At 66.6% G+C, this 23319-nt stretch carries 26 protein-coding genes; 9 read left to right on the top strand and 17 right to left on the bottom strand.

Going from position 1 to position 23319, the window contains the following annotated elements; genetic code table 11:
* Positions 1-6: 6 nt before the first annotated feature.
* From NG698_RS18500 to NG698_RS18445, 12 genes are all read right to left on the bottom strand, one after another.
* Entirely contained in the window at positions 7-819 is an 813-nt protein-coding gene (locus tag NG698_RS18500; protein WP_252611496.1) for an IclR family transcriptional regulator domain-containing protein, read from the bottom strand.
* Positions 820-867: 48 nt separating this feature from the next.
* Positions 868-1560 carry a 3-oxoacid CoA-transferase subunit B gene (locus tag NG698_RS18495; protein ID WP_252599658.1) on the bottom strand — a complete coding sequence of 231 codons (693 nt, stop codon included), beginning with the start codon at positions 1558-1560 and terminating at the stop codon, positions 868-870.
* 2 nt (positions 1561-1562) lie between these two features.
* A complete protein-coding gene (locus NG698_RS18490; protein WP_252611494.1) occupies positions 1563-2222 on the bottom strand; it encodes a 3-oxoacid CoA-transferase subunit A in 660 nt (219 codons plus the stop codon).
* 3 nt (positions 2223-2225) lie between these two features.
* Positions 2226-3440 carry a thiolase family protein gene (locus tag NG698_RS18485; protein WP_252599660.1) on the bottom strand — a complete coding sequence of 405 codons (1215 nt, stop codon included), beginning with the start codon at positions 3438-3440 and terminating at the stop codon, positions 2226-2228.
* Positions 3441-3545: 105 nt separating this feature from the next.
* Positions 3546-4025, bottom strand: coding sequence for a 4-carboxymuconolactone decarboxylase (gene pcaC, locus NG698_RS18480; protein ID WP_252599661.1), 480 nt, complete (start codon positions 4023-4025; stop codon positions 3546-3548).
* Positions 4022-4840: an alpha/beta fold hydrolase gene (locus NG698_RS18475; protein WP_252611492.1), complete on the bottom strand. Its 819-nt coding sequence runs from the start codon at positions 4838-4840 to the stop codon at positions 4022-4024. The genes pcaC and NG698_RS18475 overlap by 4 nt, the downstream gene beginning before the upstream one ends.
* Positions 4833-6293: a lyase family protein gene (locus NG698_RS18470; RefSeq protein ID WP_252611514.1), complete on the bottom strand. Its 1461-nt coding sequence runs from the start codon at positions 6291-6293 to the stop codon at positions 4833-4835. The genes NG698_RS18475 and NG698_RS18470 overlap by 8 nt, the downstream gene beginning before the upstream one ends.
* 14 nt (positions 6294-6307) lie before the next feature.
* The gene (pcaG, locus tag NG698_RS18465) at positions 6308-6871 is read right to left on the bottom strand and encodes a protocatechuate 3,4-dioxygenase subunit alpha (protein ID WP_252611490.1); all 564 of its coding nucleotides are present in this window, start codon (positions 6869-6871) and stop codon (positions 6308-6310) included.
* 1 nt (position 6872) lies between these two features.
* On the bottom strand, positions 6873-7655 hold the full coding sequence (pcaH, locus tag NG698_RS18460) for a protocatechuate 3,4-dioxygenase subunit beta (RefSeq protein WP_252599664.1): 783 nt from the start codon (positions 7653-7655) through the stop codon (positions 6873-6875).
* Between the two features lie 48 nt (positions 7656-7703).
* Positions 7704-9626, bottom strand: a complete 1923-nt coding sequence (locus tag NG698_RS18455) for a bifunctional sugar phosphate isomerase/epimerase/4-hydroxyphenylpyruvate dioxygenase family protein (protein WP_252611488.1) — start codon at positions 9624-9626, stop codon at positions 7704-7706.
* On the bottom strand, positions 9626-10507 hold the full coding sequence (locus NG698_RS18450) for a shikimate dehydrogenase (protein ID WP_252611486.1): 882 nt from the start codon (positions 10505-10507) through the stop codon (positions 9626-9628). The genes NG698_RS18455 and NG698_RS18450 overlap by 1 nt, the downstream gene beginning before the upstream one ends.
* A 139-nt stretch (positions 10508-10646) precedes the next feature.
* Positions 10647-11462 carry an IclR family transcriptional regulator gene (locus tag NG698_RS18445; protein ID WP_252611484.1) on the bottom strand — a complete coding sequence of 272 codons (816 nt, stop codon included), beginning with the start codon at positions 11460-11462 and terminating at the stop codon, positions 10647-10649.
* 232 nt (positions 11463-11694) lie between these two features.
* On the opposite strand from NG698_RS18445, the gene NG698_RS18440 reads away from it, so the two are divergent.
* Positions 11695-13014: an MFS transporter gene (locus NG698_RS18440; RefSeq protein WP_252611482.1), complete on the top strand. Its 1320-nt coding sequence runs from the start codon at positions 11695-11697 to the stop codon at positions 13012-13014.
* Between the two features lie 148 nt (positions 13015-13162).
* Here the strand turns inward: NG698_RS18440 and NG698_RS18435 are convergent, their stop codons facing one another.
* Complete coding sequence (locus NG698_RS18435) at positions 13163-14239, bottom strand: ATP-dependent DNA ligase (RefSeq protein WP_252611481.1); 1077 nt, start codon at positions 14237-14239, stop codon at positions 13163-13165.
* A gap of 238 nt (positions 14240-14477) precedes the next feature.
* Here NG698_RS18435 and NG698_RS18430 point away from each other — a divergent pair, with 238 nt between their 5' ends.
* Positions 14478-14714: a hypothetical protein gene (locus NG698_RS18430; RefSeq protein WP_056341782.1), complete on the top strand. Its 237-nt coding sequence runs from the start codon at positions 14478-14480 to the stop codon at positions 14712-14714.
* Positions 14715-14851: 137 nt separating this feature from the next.
* Here NG698_RS18430 and NG698_RS18425 read toward each other — a convergent pair whose 3' ends face one another.
* The 3 genes from NG698_RS18425 to NG698_RS18415 all read right to left on the bottom strand — a co-directional run bounded on the left by NG698_RS18425 (position 14852) and on the right by NG698_RS18415 (position 16595).
* Positions 14852-15139, bottom strand: a complete 288-nt coding sequence (locus NG698_RS18425) for a MoaD/ThiS family protein (RefSeq protein WP_058930693.1) — start codon at positions 15137-15139, stop codon at positions 14852-14854.
* A complete protein-coding gene (locus tag NG698_RS18420) occupies positions 15132-16268 on the bottom strand; it encodes a WD40/YVTN/BNR-like repeat-containing protein (protein WP_252611479.1) in 1137 nt (378 codons plus the stop codon). Before NG698_RS18420 ends, NG698_RS18425 begins: the two co-directional genes overlap by 8 nt.
* A gap of 126 nt (positions 16269-16394) precedes the next feature.
* Positions 16395-16595: a hypothetical protein gene (locus NG698_RS18415; protein ID WP_056342139.1), complete on the bottom strand. Its 201-nt coding sequence runs from the start codon at positions 16593-16595 to the stop codon at positions 16395-16397.
* 284 nt (positions 16596-16879) lie between these two features.
* Here NG698_RS18415 and NG698_RS18410 point away from each other — a divergent pair, with 284 nt between their 5' ends.
* From NG698_RS18410 to NG698_RS18385, 6 genes are all read left to right on the top strand, one after another.
* Positions 16880-17503, top strand: a complete 624-nt coding sequence (locus NG698_RS18410) for an LPXTG cell wall anchor domain-containing protein (protein WP_252599672.1) — start codon at positions 16880-16882, stop codon at positions 17501-17503.
* A 116-nt stretch (positions 17504-17619) separates the two neighbouring features.
* Positions 17620-18378, top strand: coding sequence for a class F sortase (locus NG698_RS18405; RefSeq protein WP_252599673.1), 759 nt, complete (start codon positions 17620-17622; stop codon positions 18376-18378).
* Positions 18379-18447: 69 nt separating this feature from the next.
* Positions 18448-18966 carry a universal stress protein gene (locus tag NG698_RS18400; protein WP_252599674.1) on the top strand — a complete coding sequence of 173 codons (519 nt, stop codon included), beginning with the start codon at positions 18448-18450 and terminating at the stop codon, positions 18964-18966.
* A gap of 322 nt (positions 18967-19288) precedes the next feature.
* The gene (locus NG698_RS18395; RefSeq protein WP_252611477.1) at positions 19289-19636 is read left to right on the top strand and encodes a metal-sensitive transcriptional regulator; all 348 of its coding nucleotides are present in this window, start codon (positions 19289-19291) and stop codon (positions 19634-19636) included.
* Between the two features lie 63 nt (positions 19637-19699).
* A complete protein-coding gene (locus tag NG698_RS18390) occupies positions 19700-19930 on the top strand; it encodes a heavy-metal-associated domain-containing protein (RefSeq protein ID WP_252599676.1) in 231 nt (76 codons plus the stop codon).
* Between the two features lie 24 nt (positions 19931-19954).
* Positions 19955-22381 (top strand): heavy metal translocating P-type ATPase, encoded by a 2427-nt coding sequence (locus NG698_RS18385; RefSeq protein ID WP_252611475.1) that lies wholly within the window; start codon positions 19955-19957, stop codon positions 22379-22381.
* A gap of 89 nt (positions 22382-22470) precedes the next feature.
* Here NG698_RS18385 and NG698_RS18380 read toward each other — a convergent pair whose 3' ends face one another.
* On the bottom strand, positions 22471-22743 hold the full coding sequence (locus NG698_RS18380; RefSeq protein ID WP_104062916.1) for a DUF2277 domain-containing protein: 273 nt from the start codon (positions 22741-22743) through the stop codon (positions 22471-22473).
* Between the two features lie 234 nt (positions 22744-22977).
* Here NG698_RS18380 and NG698_RS18375 point away from each other — a divergent pair, with 234 nt between their 5' ends.
* Positions 22978-23241: a WXG100 family type VII secretion target gene (locus tag NG698_RS18375; RefSeq protein ID WP_252611473.1), complete on the top strand. Its 264-nt coding sequence runs from the start codon at positions 22978-22980 to the stop codon at positions 23239-23241.
* Positions 23242-23319 lie beyond the last annotated feature (78 nt).

The following is a 23319-nucleotide window of genomic DNA, read 5'->3' as shown; positions in this document are numbered from 1 at the left end:
CGGAGGCTACCGCCGGGCGGTCAGGTCCGCCGAGACGAGCTTCGCGGTAGCCACGATTCCCCGGGTCACTGCGGCCAGATACGCTTCCGGGTCCGGCTGGGCTGCTACCGACTGGGCCTGGAGGGACACGTTAACCGCGGCCACCACTTTGGTTGGCCCGTCGTACACGGGAGCGGCAACGGACATCAGCCCGATTTCAAGCTCCTGGTCCAGCAGGCACCAGCCCTGGGCGCGGACGGTTTCCAGCACCACCAGCAGCTCGGGGACAGTGCCCAGCCCGCGCGGCGTCAGCGGTTTAATCTCCGCCGCTTCCAGGTAGTCCTTCAGTCCGGCGGGCGGCAGGGCCGCGAGCAGCACCCTGCCCATGGACGTGGCATAGGCCGGGAACCGCGTGCCGACGGTGATGCCCACGTTCATGATGCGGCGTGTGGTCACCCGGGCGACGTAGGCGATGTCCGTGCCGTCCAGCACCGCCGCAGATGTGGATTCGCCCAGCTTGAGGGACAGTTCCTCCAAGTGGGGCTGGGCCAGCTGCGGCAGGGACAGCCCGCTGAGGTAGGCGTAGCCGAGCTGCAGCACCTTGGCCGTGAGCGCAAACGTTTTGCCGTCGGTCCGTACGTAGTCCAGCTCAACGAGGGTGTGCAGGAAGCGCCGGGCCGTGGCTCTGGTCAGGTCCGTCCGGGCAGCCACCTCGGTGAGGGTCATGACCGGGTGGTCGGTATCAAAGGCGCGGATCACGGCCAGCCCGCGCGCCAGCGACTGCACGTACTGGTCACTCGCCTGCGGGGCGGCCCGTGAGTCTGCGGGTGCATTGGTCATGGTTACCAATCCTATTCGGCGCTTGAGTGCCAGTTCGCGCCCCGTGGGTTAGAGCGCGACGGCGGCGGCTGACTTGAGCGGCACGGGCACCAGTTCCTGGAGTTCCTCGAAGGTGCAGCCGAACGTCTCGCGGACTGTGACGCCGTCGGGCCCGGTGAGGAAGACGGCCTTGTCCGTGTACACGCGGGTCACGCAGCCCACGCCGGTGAGCGGGTACGTGCACGCGTCCACGATCTTCGACGCGCCGTCGCGGGTCAGGAGCGTCATCATCACAAAGACGTCCTTGGCACCCGTGGCGAGGTCCATCGCGCCGCCCACAGCCGGGATGGCGTCCGGGGCGCCGGTGTGCCAGTTGGCGAGGTCGCCCGTGGCCGAGACCTGGAATGCGCCAAGCACGCAGATATCCAGGTGGCCGCCGCGCATGATCGCGAATGAATCCGCGTGGTGGAAGTAGGATGCCCCGGGCAGCTCGGTGACAGGGATCTTGCCGGCGTTGATGAGGTCGCCGTCGATGTCGTCACCCACGGCTTCCGGGCCCATGCCCAGCATGCCGTTCTCCGTGTGGAGCGTGATGTTCTGCTCCGGCTTGAGGTAGTTGGAGACCAGGGTGGGCTGGCCGATGCCCAGGTTCACGAAGGAACCCGGCGCGATGTCGCGGGCCACCAGTTCCGCGAGCTGATCGCGGCCAAGCGGCTTGTCGGACGTCTGAATGCTGGCCTGGCTGTTGGTCTGTGCGCTCATGTTCAGGCCACCTTCACGATGCTGTTGACGTAGATTCCGGGGGTCACAACGTTTTCGGGATCGAGCCCCCCGGTGGGGACGATCTCGGACACCTGGACCACCGTGTGCTTCGCGGCGGCGGCCATGATGGGACCGAAGTTCCGCGCGGTCTTGCGGTACACGAGGTTCCCCACGCCGTCGGCCTTCAGTGCCTTGATCAGCGCGACGTCGGCGAGGATGGGCGTTTCGAAAACCTGGCCGCGGCCGTCAATAATGCGGGTTTCCTTGCCCTCGGCCAGCATGGTGCCGTAGCCGGTGGGCGTGAAGAACCCGCCGATACCGGCACCGGCGGCGCGGATCCGCTCGGCCAGATTGCCTTGCGGCACCAGTTCCAGCTCGATCTCGCCAGCGTGGAACTTGGCGTCGAAGTGCCACGAATCGGACTGCCGCGGGAAGGAGCAGATCATCTTCTTCACCCTGCCTTCCTTGATCAGCAGTGCGAGGCCCTGATCGCCCTGGCCGGCGTTGTTGTTCACCACGGTCAGGTCCTTGGCGCCGCAGTCCATCAGCGCGTCGATCAGTTCGAACGGCTGGCCGGCGTTGCCGAACCCGCCGATCATCACAGTGGAGCCGTCCTTGATGCCGGCAACGGCGTCGGCCACGGTATCTACAAAAGTCAGCATCTCTTAGCCCTTCACTGGTTTTGCCGGCGGGGCGGCGGTGACGTTTTCGAGGACGACGGCGAGGCCCTGGCCCACGCCGATGCAGATGGCGGCGACGCCCCACCGCTCACCGGAGGCCTGCAGGGACCGGGCGAGGGTGCCCAGGATCCGGGTGCCGGACGCTCCCAGCGGGTGGCCCATGGCGAGTGCGCCGCCGTGGCGGTTCACGATGGTGGGGTCGATGTCCCAGGCGTTGATGCAGGCCAGTGACTGTGCGGCGAACGCTTCGTTAAGTTCGACGGCGCCCACCTGGTCCCAGCCGATGCCCGCCTTCGCGAGGGCCTTGTTCGCGGCCTCCACCGGGGCGTAACCGAAGAACTGGGGGTCGTTGCCGTGCGCGCCGCGGCCGGCGATGCGGGCCAGCGGTTCGAGCCCGAGCAGCCCGGCGGCGTTCTCGGAGCCGATCCAGGCCGCGGAGGCGCCGTCGGACAGCGGGGAAGCGTTCCCGGCGGTGACGGTGCCGTTCTCGGTGCGGAACACGGTCTTCAGCCCGGCCAGCTTCTCTGCCGAGGACCCGGCGCGGATGCCCTCGTCCCGGACCAGGTCGGTGCCGGGGACCGGTGCGACGAGGTTGTCGTAGAAGCCCTCGTCCCAGGCGGCGGCGGAGAGGTTGTGCGAGTTCGCCGCGAACTCGTCCTGGGCCTCGCGGGTGACGCCGTATTTCTCGCGGAGCCTCTCGGTGGCCTCGCCGAGGGAGATTGTCCACTCCTTGGGCATGGCCTTGTTCACCAGCCGCCAGCCCAGCGTGGTGGACGCCAGGGTCATGTCCCCGGCCGGGTAGGGCTTCTCCGTCTTAGGCAGGACCCAGGGGGCGCGGGACATCGACTCGGCGCCGCCCACGAGCATCAACTCGGCGTCGCCGGCGTTGATCTGGCGCGAGGCGATGATCGCCGCGTCCAGGGAGGAACCGCAGAGCCGGTTCACGGACGTGCCCGGGATCGAGACCGGCAAGCCGGCCAGCAGCGTGCCCATCCGGGCGATATTCCGGTTCTCCTCGCCCGCGCCGTTGGCGTTGCCAAACACGACCTCGTCAATCCGCTCGGGATCCAGCCCGGGGGCCCGCTTCACGGATTCGGTGATGACGTGGGCGGCAAGGTCATCCGGGCGGACGGCGGCAAGGCCGGAGCCGAACTTGCCGAACGGGGTGCGCACGGCGTCGTACACAAAAGCCTGATTCATAACTGGTCCTCAAAATTCTGCGCGGTTCCCAACTAGGTAGCACGAACTGTCGTTTTGAGGGCTCATAACGACAGTTAGTGCTACCTAGTTGGGTGGGTGGGTGGGCTAGTGGGGTGGGGTGGGCGCGTTATCCGGGGTGGTGGGTGGGGTGGCGGCGTCCAGTTCTTGGAATACCTGCTGGGCGGTCTTGAAGGCTGTGTTGGCGGAGGGAACTCCGCAGTAGATGGCGGTCTGCAGCAGGATTTCCTTGATCTCGTCCCGGCTCAGGCCGTTGGTGATGGCCGCGCGGATGTGCATGGCCAGCTCTTCCCAGTGCCCGTGCGCCACCATCGCGGTGATGGTCACGGCCGAGCGCATCTGCCGCGAGATGCCCGGCCGGGTCCAGATGCCACCCCACGCGATCCGCGTGATCATGTCCTGGAAGTCGTCGGTGAATTCGTCCTTGTTGGCGTTGGCCCGGTCCACGTGCGCGGCGCCCAACACTTCGCGGCGGACCACCATGCCGCCGTCGTAAATCTGCTGGCTGGTGGCGTCCGGCTGGACGACGCCGTGCCGTTCATCGCCCGGAAGTTCTGCGCCGCTCATTTGGCTGCTCCACGGGATTCGCTCCAGGTAATGAGGCTCCGCAGCAGGTCAGCAACGTGGGCGGGCGCCTCGGCCGGGGCCAGGTGGGCCACTCCCCCGAGCGTCACGGCGTTCGCAGTGCCGCCCCCGGCGGTAATGCCGGCAACAATTTCTTCCGCGAACGACGGCGGCACAACAGTGTCTGCCGCACCCGCCACTGCCTGGGTGGGGACGGTGATGCTGCCGAGTTCGGCACGGACGTCAAAGCCGGCAAGGGCTTCGCAGCAGAAAGCGTAGCTGAAGCGGTCGGTGTCGCGGAGGGCATGCAGGAGCCGGCTGCTCCGCTCGGGCTCACGGTCCATAAAGCCCGGCGCGAACCAGCGCTGCGCGGAGCCCTGGATCATCACGGGAGTGCCCTGGCTGCGCACGGTTTCGGCACGTTCCAGCCACGCCTCGGGGGTGCTGATCTTGGCCCCGGCGCACTGGATGGACAGGCTCTTGAGGCGTTCGCCGTGCTTGATGCCCAGCTGCAGGCCGGTGGCACCGCCGAGCGAAACCCCGGCGTAGTGGAAGACTTCGCCCGGGGCGATCGAGTCCACCAGGTCCACCACTGAATCCGCCAGGCCCGCGACGTCGAAGGTCTCGGTTGCGGCGGGTGAGACGCCGTGCCCGGGCAGGTCCCAGGCCACCACGTCGTAGTCGTTGCTGAGCAGGGTGGCCGCGTCGGACCACAGGACGGAGGACGTACCCAGTGATGGTCCAACCACCAGCAGGGGACGATCGCCAAAAGCCCGTTCGGGCGACAGCAGAACTGCCTTCAGGGTCGGTTTAGCCACGGTTGGCTCCGTTCTGGGTAGGTTTGGAAAAGTCGGGGTACGCGGCCAGGATGCGTCGCGATATTTCGGCTGCCTGGCCCAGGTAGCTGGCCGGGTCCAGGAGTTCGTCGAGCCGCAGATCGGTGAGCACGCCCGCCGGGATAGCCTCGCGGAGCAGCCGGCGGTAGGTGGCGCCCTGCTCGGCGGCGGGCGCCTGGAGCGCCCGGTCCACCACGGCCTGCAGCTGCTCCTTCCCGCTGCGGCCATCCTGTTCGGCCAGCAGCGGGGCAACTGCGGCGCCCACGCCTTCGGCCAGCAGCAACGGGCCGGCGAGCTCGAGGTTGCGGCGCATGGCGTCGGGGAAAACCTGCAGGCCCTCGGCAAGTTCCCGCAGGTGCCCGGCCGCGCCAAGTGCCAGGCGGAGAAGCTGGCGCAGGGCCGGCCATTCCGTATGCCAGGCGGCGTCGGGGCGTTCGTCGTTGAAGTTGGCGGCGGCCAGGTGCAGCTGGGCCACCAGCTGCGGCGCCTGGAGTGCGGCGCTGCGGATGAAAACCGACAACACGGGGTTCTGCTTCTGCGGCATGGCCGAGGAGACGCCGCGTCCGGCGGCGCGCGGTTCGCCGAGCTCGGCCACCTCGGGCCGGCTCAGAAACAGAACGTCGGTGGCGATCTTGCCGGCGGCATCCAGCGCCGAGGCCAGGGCATGTCCGAGGGACGTGACGGCCAGACGGTTGGTGTGCCAGGGCGCGGGCGCCGCGGCCAGGCCCAGTTGCCGGGCCAGTGAGTCGGCCAGATCAAAGGGGCTGGTGGCCGAGCCGGAAGTGAGCACGGTTCCGGCGGCCAATGTTCCGGCCGCCCCGCCGAACTGCACCGGGAACTGCACGGTGCCCAGCTGCCGGCCCGCGGCGGCCAGCCCATGGAACCACTGCGCCGCCCGCAGCCCGAACGTATACGGAAGCGAGTGCTGGGTCAAGCTCCTGCCCACGCCCAGCGTGTCCGCATGCTGCTCCGCCAAGGAGGCGAGCGCCGCCGTCGTGCATTTCAGGTCCGCAAGCACCGCCTCAACGGTGTTGCGCGCGAGCAGCATCAGAGCCGTGTCCAGAACGTCCTGGCTGGTCAGCGACGCGTGGACCGCCTTTACTGCGCCGATGCGGGCACCGTCCAACGCCGAGACATGCGTCCGCAGATCTGCCAGCAGCGGGATGACGGGGTTGCCGCCGCCCTGGGCCCGGAGCGCGATGTCTGCTGCGTCGTACCGCCCCGCCTCGGCGGCGGAGGCCACGACGGCGGCGGAACCGGCAGGCGCCAGGCCCGCCTTCTCCAGCACGGCGGCCCAGCCGGACTCGACGGCGAGGATCGCCGCCAGCACCGTGCGGTCACCGGTCAGCGCCGTCACCAGGGGCGACGCCGAAACAGGACTGAGCAGGCCGACGTCGCCGTCCGCAGCGGTTCCGAAGTGGCCGGTACCTTCCATGCCGGCGGCGTCCGTCACTGGAAGTCCAGGAAGACTGTTTCGCCCTCGCCCTGCAGGCGGATGTCCCAGGTGAGTCCGCCGTCGGGATCGCGGCGGGCCATGAGGGTCTTGCGGCGGTCCGGGTCCAGGGAGCTGAGCAGCGGGTCCTTGGCGAGGGCTTCCTCGTTTTCCGGCAGGTACATGCGGGTGAAAAGCCGGTTCATCAGGCCGCGGGCAAATACGGCCACGGAGATGAAGGGCGCGGCACCGGGTCCGGTGGGGCCGGGGTTCACGGTGGTGAAGGTGTACACGCCGGAGTGGCCCACGGACGCGCGGCCCCAGCCGGTGAAGGTGTAGCCGTCGCGGACCAGGGAGCCGGTCTGCTGCACGATCCTGCCGTCGGCGTCGGGCTGCCAGATCTCCAGGATGGCGTCCGGGATGGTCTCCCCGGCGCCGTCGTAAACGGTGCCCTGGAGGCGGAGGGAACCGGGCGAGCCGGGAGCCAGGAGTTCGTTGTCCTTATCGAACGGCAGGGCGTAACCGTAGAACGGGCCGACGGTCTGGCCGGGGGTGGGAACAAGATTGGTGGTTGTGCTCATGTTATTCCTCGTCTCCTGCTGCGCCGAGCGCCTCGTTTTCGGTCCAGGTCCGCTTGGAACCGGTGAGGACGATGTCCCAGTTGTAGCCCAGCGCCCACTCCGGCTCGGTCAGGTTGTGGTCGTAGCTGGCCACCAGCCGGTCGCGGGCGTCTTGGTCCACGATGGACTGGTAGATGGGGTCCAGCGGGAAGAGCTGGTCCCCGGGGAAGTACATCTGCGTGACGATCCGCTGCGTGAACTCCGTGCCGAACATGGAGAAGTGGATGTGGGCCGGCCGCCAGGCGTTGACGTGGTTCTTCCACGGGTAGGCGCCGGGCTTGATGGTGGTGAACCGGTACGAGCCGTCCGGGCCGGTGATGCAGCGGCCCACTCCGGTGAAGTTGGGGTCCAGCGGCGCCGGGTGCTGGTCGCGTTTGTGGATGTAGCGGCCGGACGCGTTGGCCTGCCAGATTTCCACGAGCTGCCCGGCCACGGGGCGGCCGTCGCCGTCCAGGACCTTGCCGGCCACGATGATCCGCTCGCCCTGGGGTTCGCCGTTGTGCTGGATGGTCAGGTCCGATTCCAGGGCGTGCACGTCCTGGTGGCCGAAAGCCGGCGAGTACAGCTCAATGGTTTCCGGGTCCGCGTGGTGCAGGCTTTTGGTGGGGTGCCGCAGGATGCTGCTGCGGTATGGCGCGTAGTCCAGCCGGGGCTGGGTCTCGGCCGAGGCGCCGTCCTTGAGCGCCCGCGCGTAGGCATCGCCCATGGCGTTTATCTCTGCACTGAGATCCTGCTGTGTCTCCACTGCGGCCTCCTCTTCTCTGGTTGTTGCTTCTGAGTGGTGGTGCTGTCTTTACCGGTGCTGCAGGTGGTCGTACTGGACTGCGTGGCGCACGGGGGCGTTGGGGGCGCCGTAGCCGTCGTAGGCCGCGCGGCGTTCCACCATTTCGAAGAACACACTGCCTACGGTGGCCGTGTAGAAGTGGAGGAATTCGCCATCCGCGTCCCGGTCGTACAGCAGGTTCAGTTCCTGCAGCGTGGCCAGGAAGTCCGGTACCAGCCCGAAGCGTGCGTCCAGGTCCTCGTAATAGTTGGCCGGGATCTGCAGGAACTCCAGCCCGCGGGCCTTGCAGTCCCTGGCGGTGGCCACCAGGTCATCCACGGCGAAGGCGATGTGTTCCTGGTAGGTCCTGCGCTGCTGGTTCAGCGGCGCCAGGTTCAGCACCAGCCGCACGGCGCGGTCCCCGGTGGCCATGACCTGCGAGCGGACCAGGCCGGTGGGGCTGGGCACCTCCGCGAACGGCTGCGGCTCCAGGGCCAGGGCGCTTGTGTAGAAGAGGACGGCCTCGTCGAAATGCTGCCACGGCTGCGCCAGGTTGACGTGGTCGATCACGGCGGAGGGTCCGGCGGCTGGCTTTTCGAGCCCCTCCCCGAATTCGCTGGTCCAGGCCGCGGTGCCGTCGGACGTGCCCTGGCACAGGAATATCTCCGTGGAATCCGGGGCGGCGAAGCCCTGGAACGCTTCCTCGTTGGCCTGGCTCTTGCGCGGGACCGCGGGGGCCTTCAGTTGCTGGGCGCGGGCGGAGGCAATCACGGGGGAGGCGACGTCAAAGCCAAGGGCACCAATAACAGGAGCGATGGCGGGCGACGCATCACGCGCTGACGTGCCCACCGTTGAGTCGTCCCCGTCTGCTGGTGCGGCCTCGTTGATGATCACCCGGGCGTGGCCCAGGCTCCAGAGCTGCACGTCCTTGGTGCGGTGCCGGCCGTTGAACTCGAAGCCCAGCTGGCCCAGGACGGTTTCCAGTCCTTTGGTGTCCGCGGCCCTGACTTCGGCGAAGTTGTAGCCTGCCGGTTCGGCTACCTGCGGGAGCGTGGCGAGTTCCATTGGATAACGACGGCGGCCGGGGGCACGGGTGCCAGCGGCACCCGTGCCCGTCTCGCCGTCAGAAGCAGCATCCAGCCACTTGGCGCTCTGCTCCTCCAGCCAGATGAGCGAGCGCATGGCGTCGACGGCGGTGCGCTCCACATCCGACTGGCGGAAGACGTCGTTGAAGATTTCCAGCGACACCGGGCCGCTGTACCCTGCCCGGACCACGTGGCCCATGAACTTGGCGAGCTCGAACTGGCCCTCGCCCGGGAAAACCCGGTAGTGCCGGCTCCAGGAGAGGACGTCCATGGAGAGCTTGGGGGCGTCCGCCACCTGGACGAAGAAGATCTTTTCCGGGTTGAAGGCCTCGATGGGGGCGGTATCCCAGTTGCGAGAGAGGATGTGGAAGGAGTCCAGGCACGTGCCCAGGTTGGGGTGGTCCACGGCTTCCACCAGCTTGTGGGCGTGCTCGTAGTCGCTGACGTACTTGCCCCAGGCCAGGGCCTCGTAGGCCGCCTTGACGCCGTGGTCCCCGGCCAGCGCAGCCAGTTGGCCGAGCTGTTCCACCCGGAGGTCGTCGCTGTCGATGCCGGCGGTGGCCACATTCGAGCAGACCAGGACGGTGTCCATGCCCAGCCGCGCCATGAGCTTGAATTTGGCTTCGGCACGCCGGAGGTTGGCGGCCAGGAGGTCTTCGGACACGCTGTCGAAGTCGCGGAACGGCTGGTAAAGATCCAGCGTGAGGCCGAGGTCCGCCGCCATCTTGCGGACGTCCTCGGGCGTGAGCGGCGACGTGACCAGGTCCTGCTCGAAGATTTCGATCCCGTCAAAGCCGGCGATGGCGCAGGCCTGCATCTTTTCCTTCAGGGTGCCGGAGAGGCAGACCGTAGCGATTCCGGTGCGCATCAGGCAGCCACCTCTTCCTTGGCCACAAGCTCCAGGAAGTGGCCGCGCATACGGTCAGCGTCGGCTTCCTGCCCGGTGAAAATCCGGAAAGAGTCCGCCGCCTGGCCCACGGCCATGCGGCCGCCGTCCAGGACCTCGCAGCCTTTGGCGCGGGCGCCGCGGACCAGTTCGGTGTCGATCGGGCGGTAGACGATGTCCGCCACCCAGTGCCGTGTTTCCAGCAGGTCCAGGTCCAGCGGGACGCCCGGGTGGGCGGCCATGCCCACGGGCGTGCAGTGCACCAGACCGTCGGCCAAGTGCATCAACTGCGGCAGCTCCGCCGTCGTACGCGCTGTGACGGTGCGGCCCGGGAAGAAGCCGGCCAGCTCGGCGGCGCGTGCCGCGCAGCGGGCGGGGTCCACATCCACCAGGTCCAGCGCCTTCACGCCGGCCGTGAGCAGGGCATAGGCGACGGCGGACCCAGCACCTCCCGCGCCAAGCTGGACCACGCGGTCCAGCCGCGCGCCCGGAAGGCCGGAGGCAAGCGCGGCGGCGAAGCCGGAGAAGTCGGTGTTGTGGCCGATGAAACGGCCGTCCTCGATGACGACTGTGTTGACGGCCCCGAGCCTGAGTGCATCCGGCGAAACCTCGTCCAGGTGCGCCAGCACAAGCTGCTTGCACGGATGGGTGATGTTCAGGCCGTTGAAGCCCAGGCTGCGGGCACTCTTGAGCAGATCCCCCACGGCATCGCCGGAAAGCCCGAGCTCCAGCAGGTCAATGGGGCGGTAGAGGTAGCGCAGGCCCTGCACATCGCCTTCGCGTTCGTGCATGGGGGGAGTGAGTGACGGCATCACGCCATCGCCGACCAGTCCCACGAGGTAGGACTCAGTTCGATTGCTCATCCGGGCAGCTCCTTTTGATACGGCACCCGGCGGGCAGCGGCGCTCGAGGCGTCTGCGGCGGGTCGGGTGATAGGGATTACAGTACAACACTTGTTCACTTCTCGCACGATTGTTCTAGATGCGAACATTTTGGAGTTATTTACCGTTGCGGCAAGCGCGCTGCCAGCTCCGCCGCGGCATCGTGCAGCAGGGGCACATGGGCCAGCAGGGCTTCCATGCTGAGGCGGAACACGGGAACGGCGGTGGCAAGGGAGGCGAAGGCGTGGCCCTGAGAATTGAGCAGCGGCACGGCCACGGCGCGCATGCCGTTCTCGTTCTCCTCATCCATCACGGCATACCCCTGGCGGCGAACCAGTTCCATTTCGGCGCGGAAGGCACCCCGGTCCGTGATGGTGTGTTCGGTGAGCGCTTCCAACTGGAGCTCCTCGATCAGGGCTTCCCGCTCCGCGTCCTCGGCAAACGCCACGAGGGCCTTGCCCACGGCGGTTGCATGCAGGGCGCCAAGGTGGCCGGGGTCGCTGGTGACGCGAAACGCCTGGGGGCCGTCAACCTTGTTAACGGTGAGGTGATGATGGCCGTCGCGGACGCTGAGGATGGTGGCCTCCCCCGTCTGCTCGGTGACGCGACGCAGGACCGGCAGGGCCGTGCCGGCAAATCCGTGATGATTGGAGACCCGCTGCCCCAGCTGGAAGATGCGGAGGCCCAGGTGGTAGCGGCGGCCGTCCGGCTCATAGTCCACAAAGCCGTCGCGCGTCAGGGAACCCAGGAGGCGGTAGGTAGTGCTGAACGGAAGTTCGGCCCGGCGCGAGATCTCCGCGGCGCTGGCACCGCGGGGTTCGTCGCCCAGGAGGACCAGCAGGCCCAGGGCCTTGCCCACCATGTCGGTACGGTCACCCTTGGGCGGCTGTGACTCGGCGGCAACGTCATCGACTGCTGTGGTTTGATTCACACTCATACGTCGATGTTGCCACATCGTGGGAACTATTTCTAGATGGTGATTATTTTCTTGACAAGTGACTGCGCTCACAGCCATCATTGCTGTATCGCACAAGTAGCTCCCACCATGTGGCTACTGGTCCGGGTCTTTCAACGGACACCAGCCGCACCGCGCTCCGCCATCACTCAGGCAGGTGCGGCTGCGCCCTCCAGATCCATCCGCGACAACGTCGTCACATCAAAGGAACTCCATGAGCCAGACACTTCCGTCCGCCGGGCCGGGCACCGTTGCCCCGGCCGGGACGCCAAAGAAAGCAGCCCTCGCCAGCTTCCTGGGCAGCGCCGTCGAATACTACGACTTCTTCATCTTCGGTTCCGCCGCCGCCCTGATCTTCCCCACGGTGTTTTTCCCGGACGCCGGGGCCAACGCGGCCATCATGTCCTTCGCCACCTTCGGTTTCGCCTACGTGGCACGGCCGGTGGGCGCCGTCATCCTGGGCCACTTCGGTGACCGGGTGGGCCGGCGGAAGGTGCTGATGTTCACGCTGCTGCTAATGGGCGCGTCCACGTTCCTGATCGGCTGCCTGCCTGACTTCAACACCGTGGGCTGGTGGGCTCCGGCACTGCTGGTGCTGGCAAGGCTTTGCCAGGGTCTCTCCGCCGCGGGCGAGCAGGCCGGGGCGTCATCCATGACGCTGGAGCACGCGCCGGACAACCGCCGCTCCTTCTTCACCTCGTGGACCCTCACGGGCACCCAGGGCGGCCAGATCCTCGCCGCCCTCGTCTTCATCCCCGTCCTGGCCCTCCCGGACGAGATCAAGTACGGCATCGGCTGGCGCATTCCGTTCTGGCTCAGCGCTGTGGTGGTGCTGGTGGCGTTCTTCATCCGGCGCACACTGCACGAACCGCCGGCCTTCGAGGAAGCCCAGAAGACCGCCCAGATCTCCAAGCTGCCCGTTGCCGACCTCCTCAAGGACCACTGGCGCGATGTGCTCCGAGTGGTCTGCTGTGCCTTCATCGCCGCTGTCTCCACCGTGTTCGGCACCCTCGCCATCAGCTACGCCAAGACCGTCGCCGGTGTTGACGGGACCACGACGCTCTGGCTGGTCGTCGGCGCCAACCTGGTGGCCCTGGGCACCCAGCCGCTCTTTGGCATGCTCGCCGACAGGATCGGCCGCAAGCCGGTCTTCATCTACGGCGCACTCTCCAGCGCCATCCTCACGCCGGTCTTCCTGCTCAGCCTGGAATCCGGAAGCGTCCCGCTGATGTTCCTCGCAGCGATCGGGTTCTTCTCCTGCGGTTACGCTGCCTCCAACGCCGTCTGGCCGTCCTTCTACGCCGAGATGTTCAGCACCAAGGTCCGCTTCTCCGGCCTGGCCATCGGAACCCAGCTCGGCTTCCTGATGGCAGGCTTCGCTCCCGCCATCGTGGCAGCGATGGGCGGCATCAGGCCCGGCGGCTGGGTCCAGATCAGCATCTTCACCGCCGTCATCTGCGGGATCTCGGCCATCTCCGCCCTGACAGCCAAGGAGACCTTCAACGTCCCCACCAAGCAGCTTGGCCTGAAGTAGGCCCGGCAGCCCAGACGTTACAGCCCGGACGCTGCTGCCCAGTTGCTTACCGGAAGGCCCGGCGTGTCCCCAGGACGCGCCGGGCTTTTCCGTACCCGCGCGGGGCAGATGGGCTGGAACGTTCGACGGCGGGAAGCGGGCAGGGTGCCTACGGCCGTCCGGTGTCCAGGACCGAGGCAAGGTCGAAGCTGACCGGTTCCTCCAGTTGGGCGTAGGTGCAGGATTCGGGATCCCGGTCCGGCCGCCAGCGGTTGAACTGGGCAGTGTGGCGGAAGCGGTCGCCCTCCATGTGGTCATACCTGACCTCCACCACCAGTTGTGGCCGGAGCGGCACAAAAGACAGATCCTTGCCCGCGCTCCACCTGCTGCCCTCCGCGTTGCGCGGGGTCCGTTCGCCTTCCTCCTGCTTGGCCCAGGCCCAAGGATGACCGTCGAAGTCCGTGACCAGCGTCTGGAGTCCCTCGAACAACTCCTGCCGGCGCTTCATGGGGAAGGCGCCGATCACGCCCACGCTCGCCAGGCCGCCGTCGTCCTTGTACAGGCCCAGCAGCAAAGAGCCGATCGCGTCCGGTCCGCTCTTGTGCACGCGGTAGCCGGCCACCACACAATCGGCCGTACGTTCGTGCTTGACCTTGAACATCACGCGTTTGTCCGGCTGGTAGCTCCCCTCCAGCGGCTTGGCCACAATCCCGTCCAGGCCTGCACCTTCGAACTGCTGGAACCATTGCTCGGCGGTGGCCTTGTCCTTGGTCGCGGCGGTGAGGTGGACGGGAGCCTTGCTGGCGGCGAGCGCCTTTTCCAGCGCTGCCCGACGCTCGGCGAAGGGCCGGCCGGTGTAGTCGTCGTCGCCCAGGGCCAGCAGGTCAAAGGCCACAAACTTGGCGGGCGTCTGTTCGGCGAGGAGCTTGACCCGGCTGGCGGCAGGATGGATGCGCTGCTGCAGGGCATCGAAATCGAGCCGGTCACCGGAGGCCCCCACCAGGACAATCTCGCCGTCCAGCACACAGCGGGGCGGCAGGTTTTCCTTCAGGGCTTCCACGAGCTCAGGAAAATACCTGGTCATTGGCTTTTCGTTGCGGCTGCCGATCTCCAGCTCATCGCCGTCGCGGAAAATGATGGACCGGAACCCGTCCCACTTGGGCTCATAGCTGAGGGCCCCGTCGGGCATCCCGCTGACGGCTTTGGCGAGCATGGGCGGGACGGGAGGCATCACGGGAAGTTGCATAGTGCTCATTCTTGCCCGGGAGGCCCGCCGGCGGTAGGCCTGAACCGGCACGATGCCCAACTGAAGGCCGCAGCGGGGTTTGACGTGTGGGATTCGCCGAATCTGTAGTGCCGGCGGAAACGAATCGATCGCGGAGAACTAACCGGCTCCTAACGTTGAGGAAACCAGGGCGCAACATTGCCCAGCCACACTGGAAGTGCCGGCAAGCGCAGGCACCAGCTCCAGCCAGGAGGCCCCCATGTTGAAGGAAGCCAAAGCCCATGTAACAAGAGTCCGCGCCCTGGACCAGCTCCACCGCGGCGATGAAATCGAGGCCCGCCTCTCCGTAGGCCCCAGCTACGACGACGTGGTCATCCGCCGTGGCCGTGTCCAGGAGACAGCACCGGGAATCGGCGTTGTCTGGATCATGGACCATCACACCGGCTCGCGGAAAGCGATCAATACGGACGAATGCAGCGTCTGGCGCATTGCCTGACCGCGTGTTGGGCCGCTGGCGCAGCACTACTTGCGGAATCTTGCACCCTTGAATCTTGTACTCCGGAGTCTTGCACGACGAGGGCGGGCGCAGTCAGTCAGGACTGCCCGCCGGACCGCCCGAGAGATACTTCGGCCCTAACCTCCGGCCACCGACTGGATGACCAGTACCTCCTGGCCGGGCGACACCTCAGTTTCCAGGCCCTGGAGCCGACGCACTTCGTCACCGGCAACGTAAATATTCACGTACCGGCGAAGCGCCCCGGTTTCGTCCCGCAGCCGCCTGGCCAGCACCGGGTAATCCCCGGTCACCGAATCCAGCAGGCTTCCCACCGTCACCGTCCCGTCGGCGGGCGCAGTCAGGATGGACTGGCCGCCGGCCAGCGGCTGGAGGATGCTGGGTAGTACGACGCTGATGTCAGGCACCGCGGGCCGCTGCCGTTTCCGGAACCGGCAGTCCAGCCGTAGAGACTACGCAGGCGCGGACACACAGGACGTCGGGGAGATGGCTGACAACCTCAGCAAACGTCTCCCCCTCATCCGCGCTGGCGTACACGGTGCCGCCGCGCGTTCCGAAGTAGACGCCGGCCGGCTCGGATGAATCCACGCCCGCGGCGTCGCGGAGGACGCTGTTGTACTCCCCCTTGGGCAGGCCCGTATCCAGGCGCTTCCAGGTGGCCCCGGCATCGTCCGTTCGGTGCACGGCAAGCTTCCCTTCGGGCGGGATCCGCTCGCCGTCGGCCTTGAGCGGCACAACCCAGGCGGTTCCTTCCCGGCGCGGGTGCGTCAGCATCACAAAACCGAAGTCGGCCGGAAGTCCCTCGGCGATGGAGTTCCAGTTTTCGCCGTTATCATCCGTGCGGTAGACGCCGTGATGGTTCTGCGCGTACAGCCGTCCTTCCACCGCAGCATCCGCCGCGATCTTGTGGACGCACTGGCCGAACTCAGGATTGGGGTCCGGCATGAAGTAGGCCGAAATACCCTTGTTGCGGGGTTCCCAGGACTCACCGCCGTCGAGCGAGCGGTACACACCGCCGGTGCTCATGGCGACGTGGACGTTGTCCCCGGCCGGATTCACCACGATGGAGTGGGCGGCGGCGCCGCCGTAGCCCGCACCCCAGTCGCTGCGGTGAGGGTGGTCCCATAGCCCGCGGTTGAGTTCGAAATGCTCGCCGCCATCGGTGGATTTCCAGACCGAAATCGGTTCGGCACCTGCCCATACCACCCCTGGCCGCGACTCTGCGTCCGGGTAGATCTGCCAGATGCGCTCCACGGCCGCGCCGGTGTCTTCGGGGAACGTGATGGCGCCCTGTTCAGGTTCGGTCCAGGTGGCGCCGAGGTCATCGGAATGGGCCACAGTCGGGCCCCAGTGCTCGGACCTGACGCCCACCATGATCCGGGTACGGCCGTCCCGTGTGTCGATCCCGATGCTCGGGATTTCGCTCATCAGGAAATGCGGGCCGGAGACGGACCATTGCTTCCGGTCCTGGCTGGTGGCCAGCCAGAGGCCTTTTTTGGTCCCGATCGCTAAGACAAAGTTCTCTGCGGTTGCCATGCACCCATGCAAGCACCCCGGCCGGAGGGCCGCAACGCTTTTCTTCGCTATGTGGACTGGTCCGAGGGGACTGCTCCGGGTGTACCGGTCCGGCGTGGCCGTGCCGGCGGCGCCAGGGGCGTCCGGTCAGTCGACGAATTCGGACTGCGTCTCGATGAAATCCCAGTCGGCTTCGGTGAGGACAGCCACCGGGGTATCCGGATGCGGCCCGCCGGCTTCGGCGATGCCCTGCAGCACCGGCAGCGGCAGTTCCGCCGCACGGAGGTTTTCTCTCAGCCATTCCTTGGTTTGCAGGTCCAGATCCAGCCACCACATGTAGATTTCCATGCCGGTCACGCACCTTTCGTATGCTCCAACGTTAGGCGCCGCTCTGTCCACGTTCAAGGGTGGAAAACTCCAGTAGCGGGCTCCCATTTCCGCGTACCCACAGGTAACGGCGCAGGTCAAAGGCGGAAAAAGACGAGTACCCGCTACTCGCGACCGCGCTCGTCCGGCGCCCCTAGCCTGAATCCACAAGCAAAACTGATCATGCTGCTGGGGGCATTCAGAGAACCGCCGCTTCTCCCTCGCCGCCATGGTCCTTTCGGAAATATCTGGGGAGACGAAAAACCATGAAACGAACATTCGCAACCTTGGGAGTGGTGGGGCTGACAATGCTCAGCGTCACGGCCCCGGCCAGCGCGGCAGACAACTTCACTCTTTGCCACAACGGACACACCATCAGCATTGACCTTAGCGGGGTGAACGGCCTAGGTGCCCATAGCGGTCACTCAAGGGACATCATCCCTCCCAATGAGCTGCTGCCTGGCGGATTGAACTGGGACGTTCAAGGGATGGCGGACTTTGACAATGACTGCGAGGCCGTGACGCTGCCGCCGGTTGTTGTTCCGCCCGTCGTCGTGGACCCACCGGTTGTTGTGGATCCACTGGTTGTTGTTCCGCCCATCGTCGTGGACCCACCGGCAGTGGTGGCTGGGGCCGCCGGCGCGGTCACACCGGCTGCGCAGACGCCAGCACCCCAGGTTGCCGCCCCTAAGGCCGCGGCCGCCAAGGCGCCCGCCGCGGCAGCAGCCGCTGTCAGCAAGGGCACCAACCAGGGCTTCAACGCACAAACCGCTGCGGGCGGAACAGATGAAGGTACTACGTGGCTGGCCGGCCTGGGTGTCCTGCTGGGTGCAGGCGCCGTGGTTGCGGTGCGCCGCAAGTCCCGCACGGAATCGCCGACGGCGGGCTGACGCCGCCAGCGCTGCCACAGACTGTCACCGAGGGCGTCCCGCCAAAACCTGGCGGGACGCCCTCGGCGCAATTTCAAGCAGGCGCACCTTCAACCCTCTGAACGCAAAGGAACATCATGGCGAAGCACTCCAGCACCCACGGCGTCCGGGGTGGCGTTCTGCGTGTCCTGGAAGTCCTGCGCGTCCGGGCATGGAACCGTGGAGATCTGGCAATCCTGCTGTGCGGAGTCCTGGGTTTCCTGTCCCTCACCTTCGGTGCTCCGCTGCTCAAGCACGGGGAAGCCGCCGTCCCCGCAGCGGAACTGTCGGCACGGTCCCGGGCCACGCCGTCGTCCGTTCCTTGGCCGCTGTCCGCCACAGGCGGGGCGCAAGGGGCACCTGCCGAGTCAGCATCGGCCGCAGAAACCGCCGCCCCCGGCCCGGTCTTGCCGGAAGCCTCCGCGCCCCTGCGCATCCTCTATCCTGCTGCGGCAATCGACACGGCCGTCCATCCCCTCGAACCGGACGCCTCGGCCGTGGCCACCCGGACAGTGGAGCCGCCCACCACCATGGACGGGTATTGGCTGACACCGTTCGGGACTCCCGGCAACGGGTCGGGCAACACCACGTACATCATCGGGCACAGCTGGGAGGGCCGGGACGCCCCGTTCAATCACCTCAGCTCCGCTGCCGTCATTGGCGACACGTTCGAGGTCGTCACCGTAACCGGCACCATCCCTTACCGCGTGGACAGCGTCACCACATACCTCAAGGACAGCCTCAAGGACAGCCCCATCTGGGACATGGTGCCCAGCCGTGTGGTCCTGATCAGCTGCTACACGGAAGACCCGTGGGGAAAAAACGTGGTGGTCTCGGCGTCGCCCGCTGCCGGCTGACACGTCCATGCTGACGTCCACGCGCCTGACGCCCTGTTCAAGTGGCGCCCAGCGGCACAGAATGGCCTTATGAATCCAGAACGTTTCAGTGGCCCGCCTCCACTCTTGGTCGGCTTGCTGCCCGATCAGCATCCGGAGGTGCTGAAGACCGCAACATCCCTCGCAGCCAAACTGTCAGCGCCGTTGCTGTGCGCCTATGTTGACGAGGCCAGCTACCTGGTGGAATGGGATCCGACCAGATCCGCGCACCGACTGTCGCTTCACCCGGACAAGGACGACGACGATATCCGATCGGTCACCTCCGGCCTCAGGGCGGTGATCGAGCGAGCCGTGGCCGACGCCGCGACGTCGGGCGCCCCCGTTGATTGGACCCTGCGGACCCTGGCGGGGGATCCGGGCCGTGCACTGGCCCGTCTCGCCGCGGAAAGCAACTCCCCCATGATCGTCGTGGGAACGTCGGAGCGGGGCCTGACCCACCGGATCTCCGAACTGCTCAACGGATCAGTTGGACTCTGGCTGACTCATCATCAAAGCCGGCCAGTGCTGGTGGTTCCCTACCGGAGACCGGCGCATCAGGACGAGGCCTGAGCCGGGAGCCTGAGCCGTTGGCCTCGGCTCTTCGGGGCCGTTTCCGGGGGTCCGAAATAATAAAGCGAAAGTAGTTATTCGAGGTGGTAGCGGACGGCTGTACCGGCACGTAAGCTAATTCAAGCAGAAGGATCCGGTCGCAGAGGCTGGATTAATCTGCCCCAAAAGCTGCTCCGGAGTGCGTATCCCCCAATAACGCACTCCGGAGCTTTTTTCTGCCCTCCGGCAACCGTACCTACCCCTGGCTCGTGGCGAGCATCCCCGAATTGGATACCCCCAGGGGGTACTTGCTATATACCCCTACGGGGTATATATTGGCAGCATGGAACCTTCGCAGGAAACCTTGACCACACACGCTGGCACCGACCCGGCGCCTACGCATGGCTACACCGCCAACAAAGAGGCATACCTGCGCAGGCTCAAGCGCATCGAAGGCCAGGTCCGCGGCATCGCCCGGATGGTGGATGAGGACAAATACTGCATCGACATACTGACTCAGGTCTCCGCGGTCACCAAAGCGCTTCACGCCGTGAGCCTGGGACTCGTGGAGGAGCACATCGGCCACTGCGTAGTGGGTGCCGCCGCGGAACCTGACCCTGACCTTCGCGCTGAAGCCATCGACGTCAAAGTCAAGGAAGCTACAGAGGCCATCGGCCGCCTCCTGCGCTGACCACCTGCCACTGACCACCCATTCACGGCCGGCCACCGCCGGCCCCCTTTCAAGGAGCCAGCCATGAGCAGCACCTCCACCACCGTCAACGTGTCCGGCATGACCTGCGGCCACTGCATTTCGTCTGTCAGCGAGGAACTTGAATCGCTCGCCGGGGTTGAAACGGTCGACGTCGAACTCAACGCCGGGGGCATTTCCACCGTCACCATCACCTCAAGCCAGGAGCTGTCGCCGTCCGAGATCGGCGAGGCGGTAGCCGAAGCAGGGTACCTGGTTGTTGCCAACGACGCGTAACGCTGTCTGATCGGGGGATCCATCATGAGCACAGACCATCTCCATCACCAGCCTCAAAGCCGGGTGGTTGAACTGGACATTGAGGGCATGACCTGCGCCTCCTGCGTGAACCGCGTGGAAAAGAAGCTGGGCAAACTCGACGGCGTCGAAGCCTCCGTCAACCTCCCGCTGGAATCCGCCCACGTCACGGTCCCGGCCGGCATCACGGACCAGCAAATAGTGGACACAGTCAACGCCACCGGCTACAAAGCAACCGTCCGCCTCCCGCGCTACCCGAGCCAAAGCACCGCCCACGAGCACCACGCCACCGATCACGACCAGCCTCAGCACGGCGGTACGGAAGACGGGCACAGCGCCGACTCCGGTGGCATGCGGAAGCGTGCGTCTAAGGGAGGAACGACCGAGCACGCGGAGCATGGCGCCGGAGTCGGCGCGCAAGGTGACCACATGTCCCACGGCCCCGCCTCCTCGCAACTGCGCCCGCGCCTGATCGTGGCCGCGATACTGACGCTCCCGGTCCTCGCGATTTCGATGGTTCCGGCCGTGCAGTTTCCCAACTGGGGCTGGGTAGCCGGGGCCTTGGCGTTTCCGGTGGTCAGCTGGGCGGCCTGGCCCTTCCATCGCGCTGCGGCCGTCAATGCCCGCCACCTGGCGTCCACCATGGACACTCTCGTCTCCATCGGCGTCGCTGCCGCTTACCTTTTCAGCGTGTGGCAACTGGCCCTGGATCCCCGTATGACCGAACACCCGGCCATGGAGGGCATGGAAAGCGGCGGGCTGTACTTCGAAGTGGCCGCCGTGGTCACCACCTTCCTGCTCCTTGGCCGGTTCCTCGAAGCCAACGCCAAACAGAAGGCCGGCGACGCCCTCAAGGCGTTGCTGAACCTTGGCGCCAGGGACGCCACCATCCTTCGCCACGGCTCCGAACATAAAGTCCCCGCCGATCAGCTCCGCGTGGGAGATGTCGTTGTGGTCCGCCCCGGCGAAAAAATCGCCACGGACGGAGAGGTGATCGACGGAATTTCAGCAGTGGACGCATCCCTGCTGACCGGCGAATCCGTCCCGGTGGAGGTGGAGCCCGGGAGCAAGGTCACGGGCGCCACCATCAACACTTCCGGCCGGCTACTGGTCCGGGCCACACGCGTGGGCTCCGAAACCACGCTGGCACAGATGGCCCGGCTGGTCTCGCAGGCGCAGACCGGCAAAGCCCCCATCGCCCGCCTCGCCGACCGGATCAGCGCCGTCTTTGTCCCCATAGTTCTTGCCCTCGCCGTGCTCACGTTTGCGCTGTGGCTCGCATTCAGCAGCCCGGTGATTGAGCCTGCCGAGCTCAGGGCAGCTTTCACCGCCGCAGTCACCGTCCTGGTCATCGCTTGCCCGTGCGCCCTGGGCCTCGCCACTCCGGTGGGACTGCTCACCGGAACCGGCCGGGGCGCCCAGCTGGGCATCCTGATCAAAGGCCCGCAGGTCCTCGAAGACACCCGCACCGTGGACACCATCCTGCTCGACAAGACCGGCACCGTCACCACCGGAAAACTCGCCGTGGCCAACACTCTCGCGTTTGACGGATACCAGGGCAAGGACGTGCTGCGGCTCGCCGGCGCCGTCGAAGCGGCATCGGAGCACCCGATCGCACACGCCATCGCGGCCGCGGCCCTTGAGGCACAAACCGGGCACGACGACGGCGGGCGGCTCCCCGCCGTCGAACACTTCCGTTCGGCACCCGGCGGCGGAGTGGTGGGAACCGCTGATGGGCGAGTGATCCTCGCGGGCCGCACCGGCTGGCTCACGGAGAACGACGTCCGCCCTTCCGGCGCGCAGATGGAGGCGCTGGCCGATGCGGAAGCTACCGGTGCCACGGCCATCTGGGTGGCGGTGGACGGCACCCCTGCCGGCATCATCAGTCTCCGCGACACCGTGAAGCCGGGATCCGCGGAAGCTGTGGCAAAGCTGAAGAGGCTCGGGCTGCGCCCCATTCTGCTGACCGGGGACAACGCCGCGGTGGCCGCGCAGGTCGCTGCCGCCGTCGGCATTTCCCCTGACAACGTTTATGCAGGTGTTCTGCCTGCCGGGAAGGTCGACGCCGTCCGTCGGCTCCAGGCGGGCGGGGCCATTGTGGCGATGGCCGGCGACGGCGTGAATGACGCCGCCGCGCTGGCGCAGGCTGACCTGGGCATCGCCATGGGTTCCGGTACCGATGTGGCCATAGAGGCGGCGGACCTCACCGTCATGGGCAATGACCTGGGACAGGTGGCGCAGGCCATCGAATTGTCCCGGCGGACGCTGGCCACCATCAAGGCCAACCTGTTCTGGGCGTTCTTCTATAACGCCGTCGGCATTCCCGTGGCCGCCCTGGGCCTTTTAAACCCGATGATTGCCGGTGCCGCGATGGCGGCGAGTTCCGTCCTGGTGGTGGCAAACTCGCTCCGGCTGCGCAGCTTCGGCAAGTAGGCAGAGCCCACCCAACTAGGTAGCGCTAACTGTCGTTATGAACGCTCAAAACGACTGTTGGCGCTACTTACTTTCAGGGGAAGCGCCGCTCAGGCGGTGCCGAAGCGCACGGCCGCCCGGGCCCTTGCCTTGGCGGCCTCTTCGTCCCGGTGCTTGGCGGGAGCGTGGGTGACCAACGAATCCAGCAGGTGTTGGGTGATGTGGGCGATCTCGTGCACCGCCGCTTCGAAGGCGTCCTCGTTGGCCTTGGACGGCTTGGTGCTGCCGCTGACCTTGCGCACATACTGCAGCGCGGCGGCATGCACTTCCTCAGAGGTGGCATGCGGTTCGAAATTGTGGAGGGTTCGGATGTTCCGGCACATATGCCCATGCTAGGCTCTGGAACGCTTCGGATCGACCCCCCGCCCACCGGTGATCGAGCTTGTCGACATTCAACCACCGGGAGCTGTGGCCCATGGGGAGTGGTGCATGGGCAGCGGTGCCCATCGACAGTGAATTGGGGCCGGGATAGGTTCCAGGTAATGGATCTTCCGGATGAGCCGGGGGCCGCTGGGATGCCGATCTGGATCGGATCCAAGGCAACGAGGAGAAAACTGATGGCTATTTGGGGCGCAGATGTAGAACAGCTCAGGACTCTTGGCAGCAAGCTGCAGGCCGGTGCTGGCGAGATCGAGCAGCAGAGGTCCAACCTGACGCGCGTGCTGGACAGCACCAACTGGAAGGGCCCGGACGCCGACCATTTCCGCGGCGAATGGTCAGGCACGCACACCGCGGCGCTGAACCAGGTCATCCAGGCGCTGAAGGATGCCAGCAAGAAGGCCACCAAGAACGCCAGCGAGCAGGACCAGGCTTCACGCTAACCGCAGAAGCCCTACTGCGAGGGCCCGGACACTGCACAGTGTCCGGGCCCTCGCGGCATTTATCGGCGGGTGCTCAAC

Origin of the sequence: Pseudarthrobacter raffinosi, assembly GCF_023913735.1 — a bacterium.
Lineage (GTDB): Bacteria > Actinomycetota > Actinomycetes > Actinomycetales > Micrococcaceae > Arthrobacter > Arthrobacter raffinosi.
Note: the sequence above shows the minus strand (reverse complement) of the source record. Positions and strands in the feature narration are given on the sequence as shown.

Bases quoted from the DNA above. Each gene is read 5' to 3' on its own strand.
- pcaC (WP_252599661.1), bottom strand. From the start codon at position 4,025: ATGAGCGGCGCAGAACTTCCGGGCGATGAACGGCACGGCGTCGTCCAG.
- NG698_RS18495 (WP_252599658.1), bottom strand. From the start codon at position 1,560: ATGAGCGCACAGACCAACAGCCAGGCCAGCATTCAGACGTCCGACAAG.
- NG698_RS18410 (WP_252599672.1), top strand. From the start codon at position 16,880: ATGAAACGAACATTCGCAACCTTGGGAGTGGTGGGGCTGACAATGCTC.
- NG698_RS18420 (WP_252611479.1), bottom strand. From the start codon at position 16,268: ATGGCAACCGCAGAGAACTTTGTCTTAGCGATCGGGACCAAAAAAGGC.
- NG698_RS18380 (WP_104062916.1), bottom strand. From the start codon at position 22,743: ATGTGCCGGAACATCCGAACCCTCCACAATTTCGAACCGCATGCCACC.
- NG698_RS18385 (WP_252611475.1), top strand. From the start codon at position 19,955: ATGAGCACAGACCATCTCCATCACCAGCCTCAAAGCCGGGTGGTTGAA.
- NG698_RS18470 (WP_252611514.1), bottom strand. From the start codon at position 6,293: ATGGAAGGTACCGGCCACTTCGGAACCGCTGCGGACGGCGACGTCGGC.
- NG698_RS18500 (WP_252611496.1), bottom strand. From the start codon at position 819: ATGACCAATGCACCCGCAGACTCACGGGCCGCCCCGCAGGCGAGTGAC.
- NG698_RS18440 (WP_252611482.1), top strand. From the start codon at position 11,695: ATGAGCCAGACACTTCCGTCCGCCGGGCCGGGCACCGTTGCCCCGGCC.
- NG698_RS18435 (WP_252611481.1), bottom strand. From the start codon at position 14,239: ATGCAACTTCCCGTGATGCCTCCCGTCCCGCCCATGCTCGCCAAAGCC.
- NG698_RS18375 (WP_252611473.1), top strand. From the start codon at position 22,978: ATGGCTATTTGGGGCGCAGATGTAGAACAGCTCAGGACTCTTGGCAGC.
- pcaG (WP_252611490.1), bottom strand. From the start codon at position 6,871: ATGAGCACAACCACCAATCTTGTTCCCACCCCCGGCCAGACCGTCGGC.
- NG698_RS18395 (WP_252611477.1), top strand. From the start codon at position 19,289: ATGGAACCTTCGCAGGAAACCTTGACCACACACGCTGGCACCGACCCG.
- NG698_RS18450 (WP_252611486.1), bottom strand. From the start codon at position 10,507: ATGAGCAATCGAACTGAGTCCTACCTCGTGGGACTGGTCGGCGATGGC.
- NG698_RS18490 (WP_252611494.1), bottom strand. From the start codon at position 2,222: ATGCTGACTTTTGTAGATACCGTGGCCGACGCCGTTGCCGGCATCAAG.
- NG698_RS18400 (WP_252599674.1), top strand. From the start codon at position 18,448: ATGAATCCAGAACGTTTCAGTGGCCCGCCTCCACTCTTGGTCGGCTTG.
- NG698_RS18390 (WP_252599676.1), top strand. From the start codon at position 19,700: ATGAGCAGCACCTCCACCACCGTCAACGTGTCCGGCATGACCTGCGGC.
- NG698_RS18485 (WP_252599660.1), bottom strand. From the start codon at position 3,440: ATGAATCAGGCTTTTGTGTACGACGCCGTGCGCACCCCGTTCGGCAAG.
- NG698_RS18415 (WP_056342139.1), bottom strand. From the start codon at position 16,595: ATGGAAATCTACATGTGGTGGCTGGATCTGGACCTGCAAACCAAGGAA.
- NG698_RS18430 (WP_056341782.1), top strand. From the start codon at position 14,478: ATGTTGAAGGAAGCCAAAGCCCATGTAACAAGAGTCCGCGCCCTGGAC.
- NG698_RS18405 (WP_252599673.1), top strand. From the start codon at position 17,620: ATGGCGAAGCACTCCAGCACCCACGGCGTCCGGGGTGGCGTTCTGCGT.
- NG698_RS18445 (WP_252611484.1), bottom strand. From the start codon at position 11,462: ATGAGTGTGAATCAAACCACAGCAGTCGATGACGTTGCCGCCGAGTCA.
- NG698_RS18455 (WP_252611488.1), bottom strand. From the start codon at position 9,626: ATGCGCACCGGAATCGCTACGGTCTGCCTCTCCGGCACCCTGAAGGAA.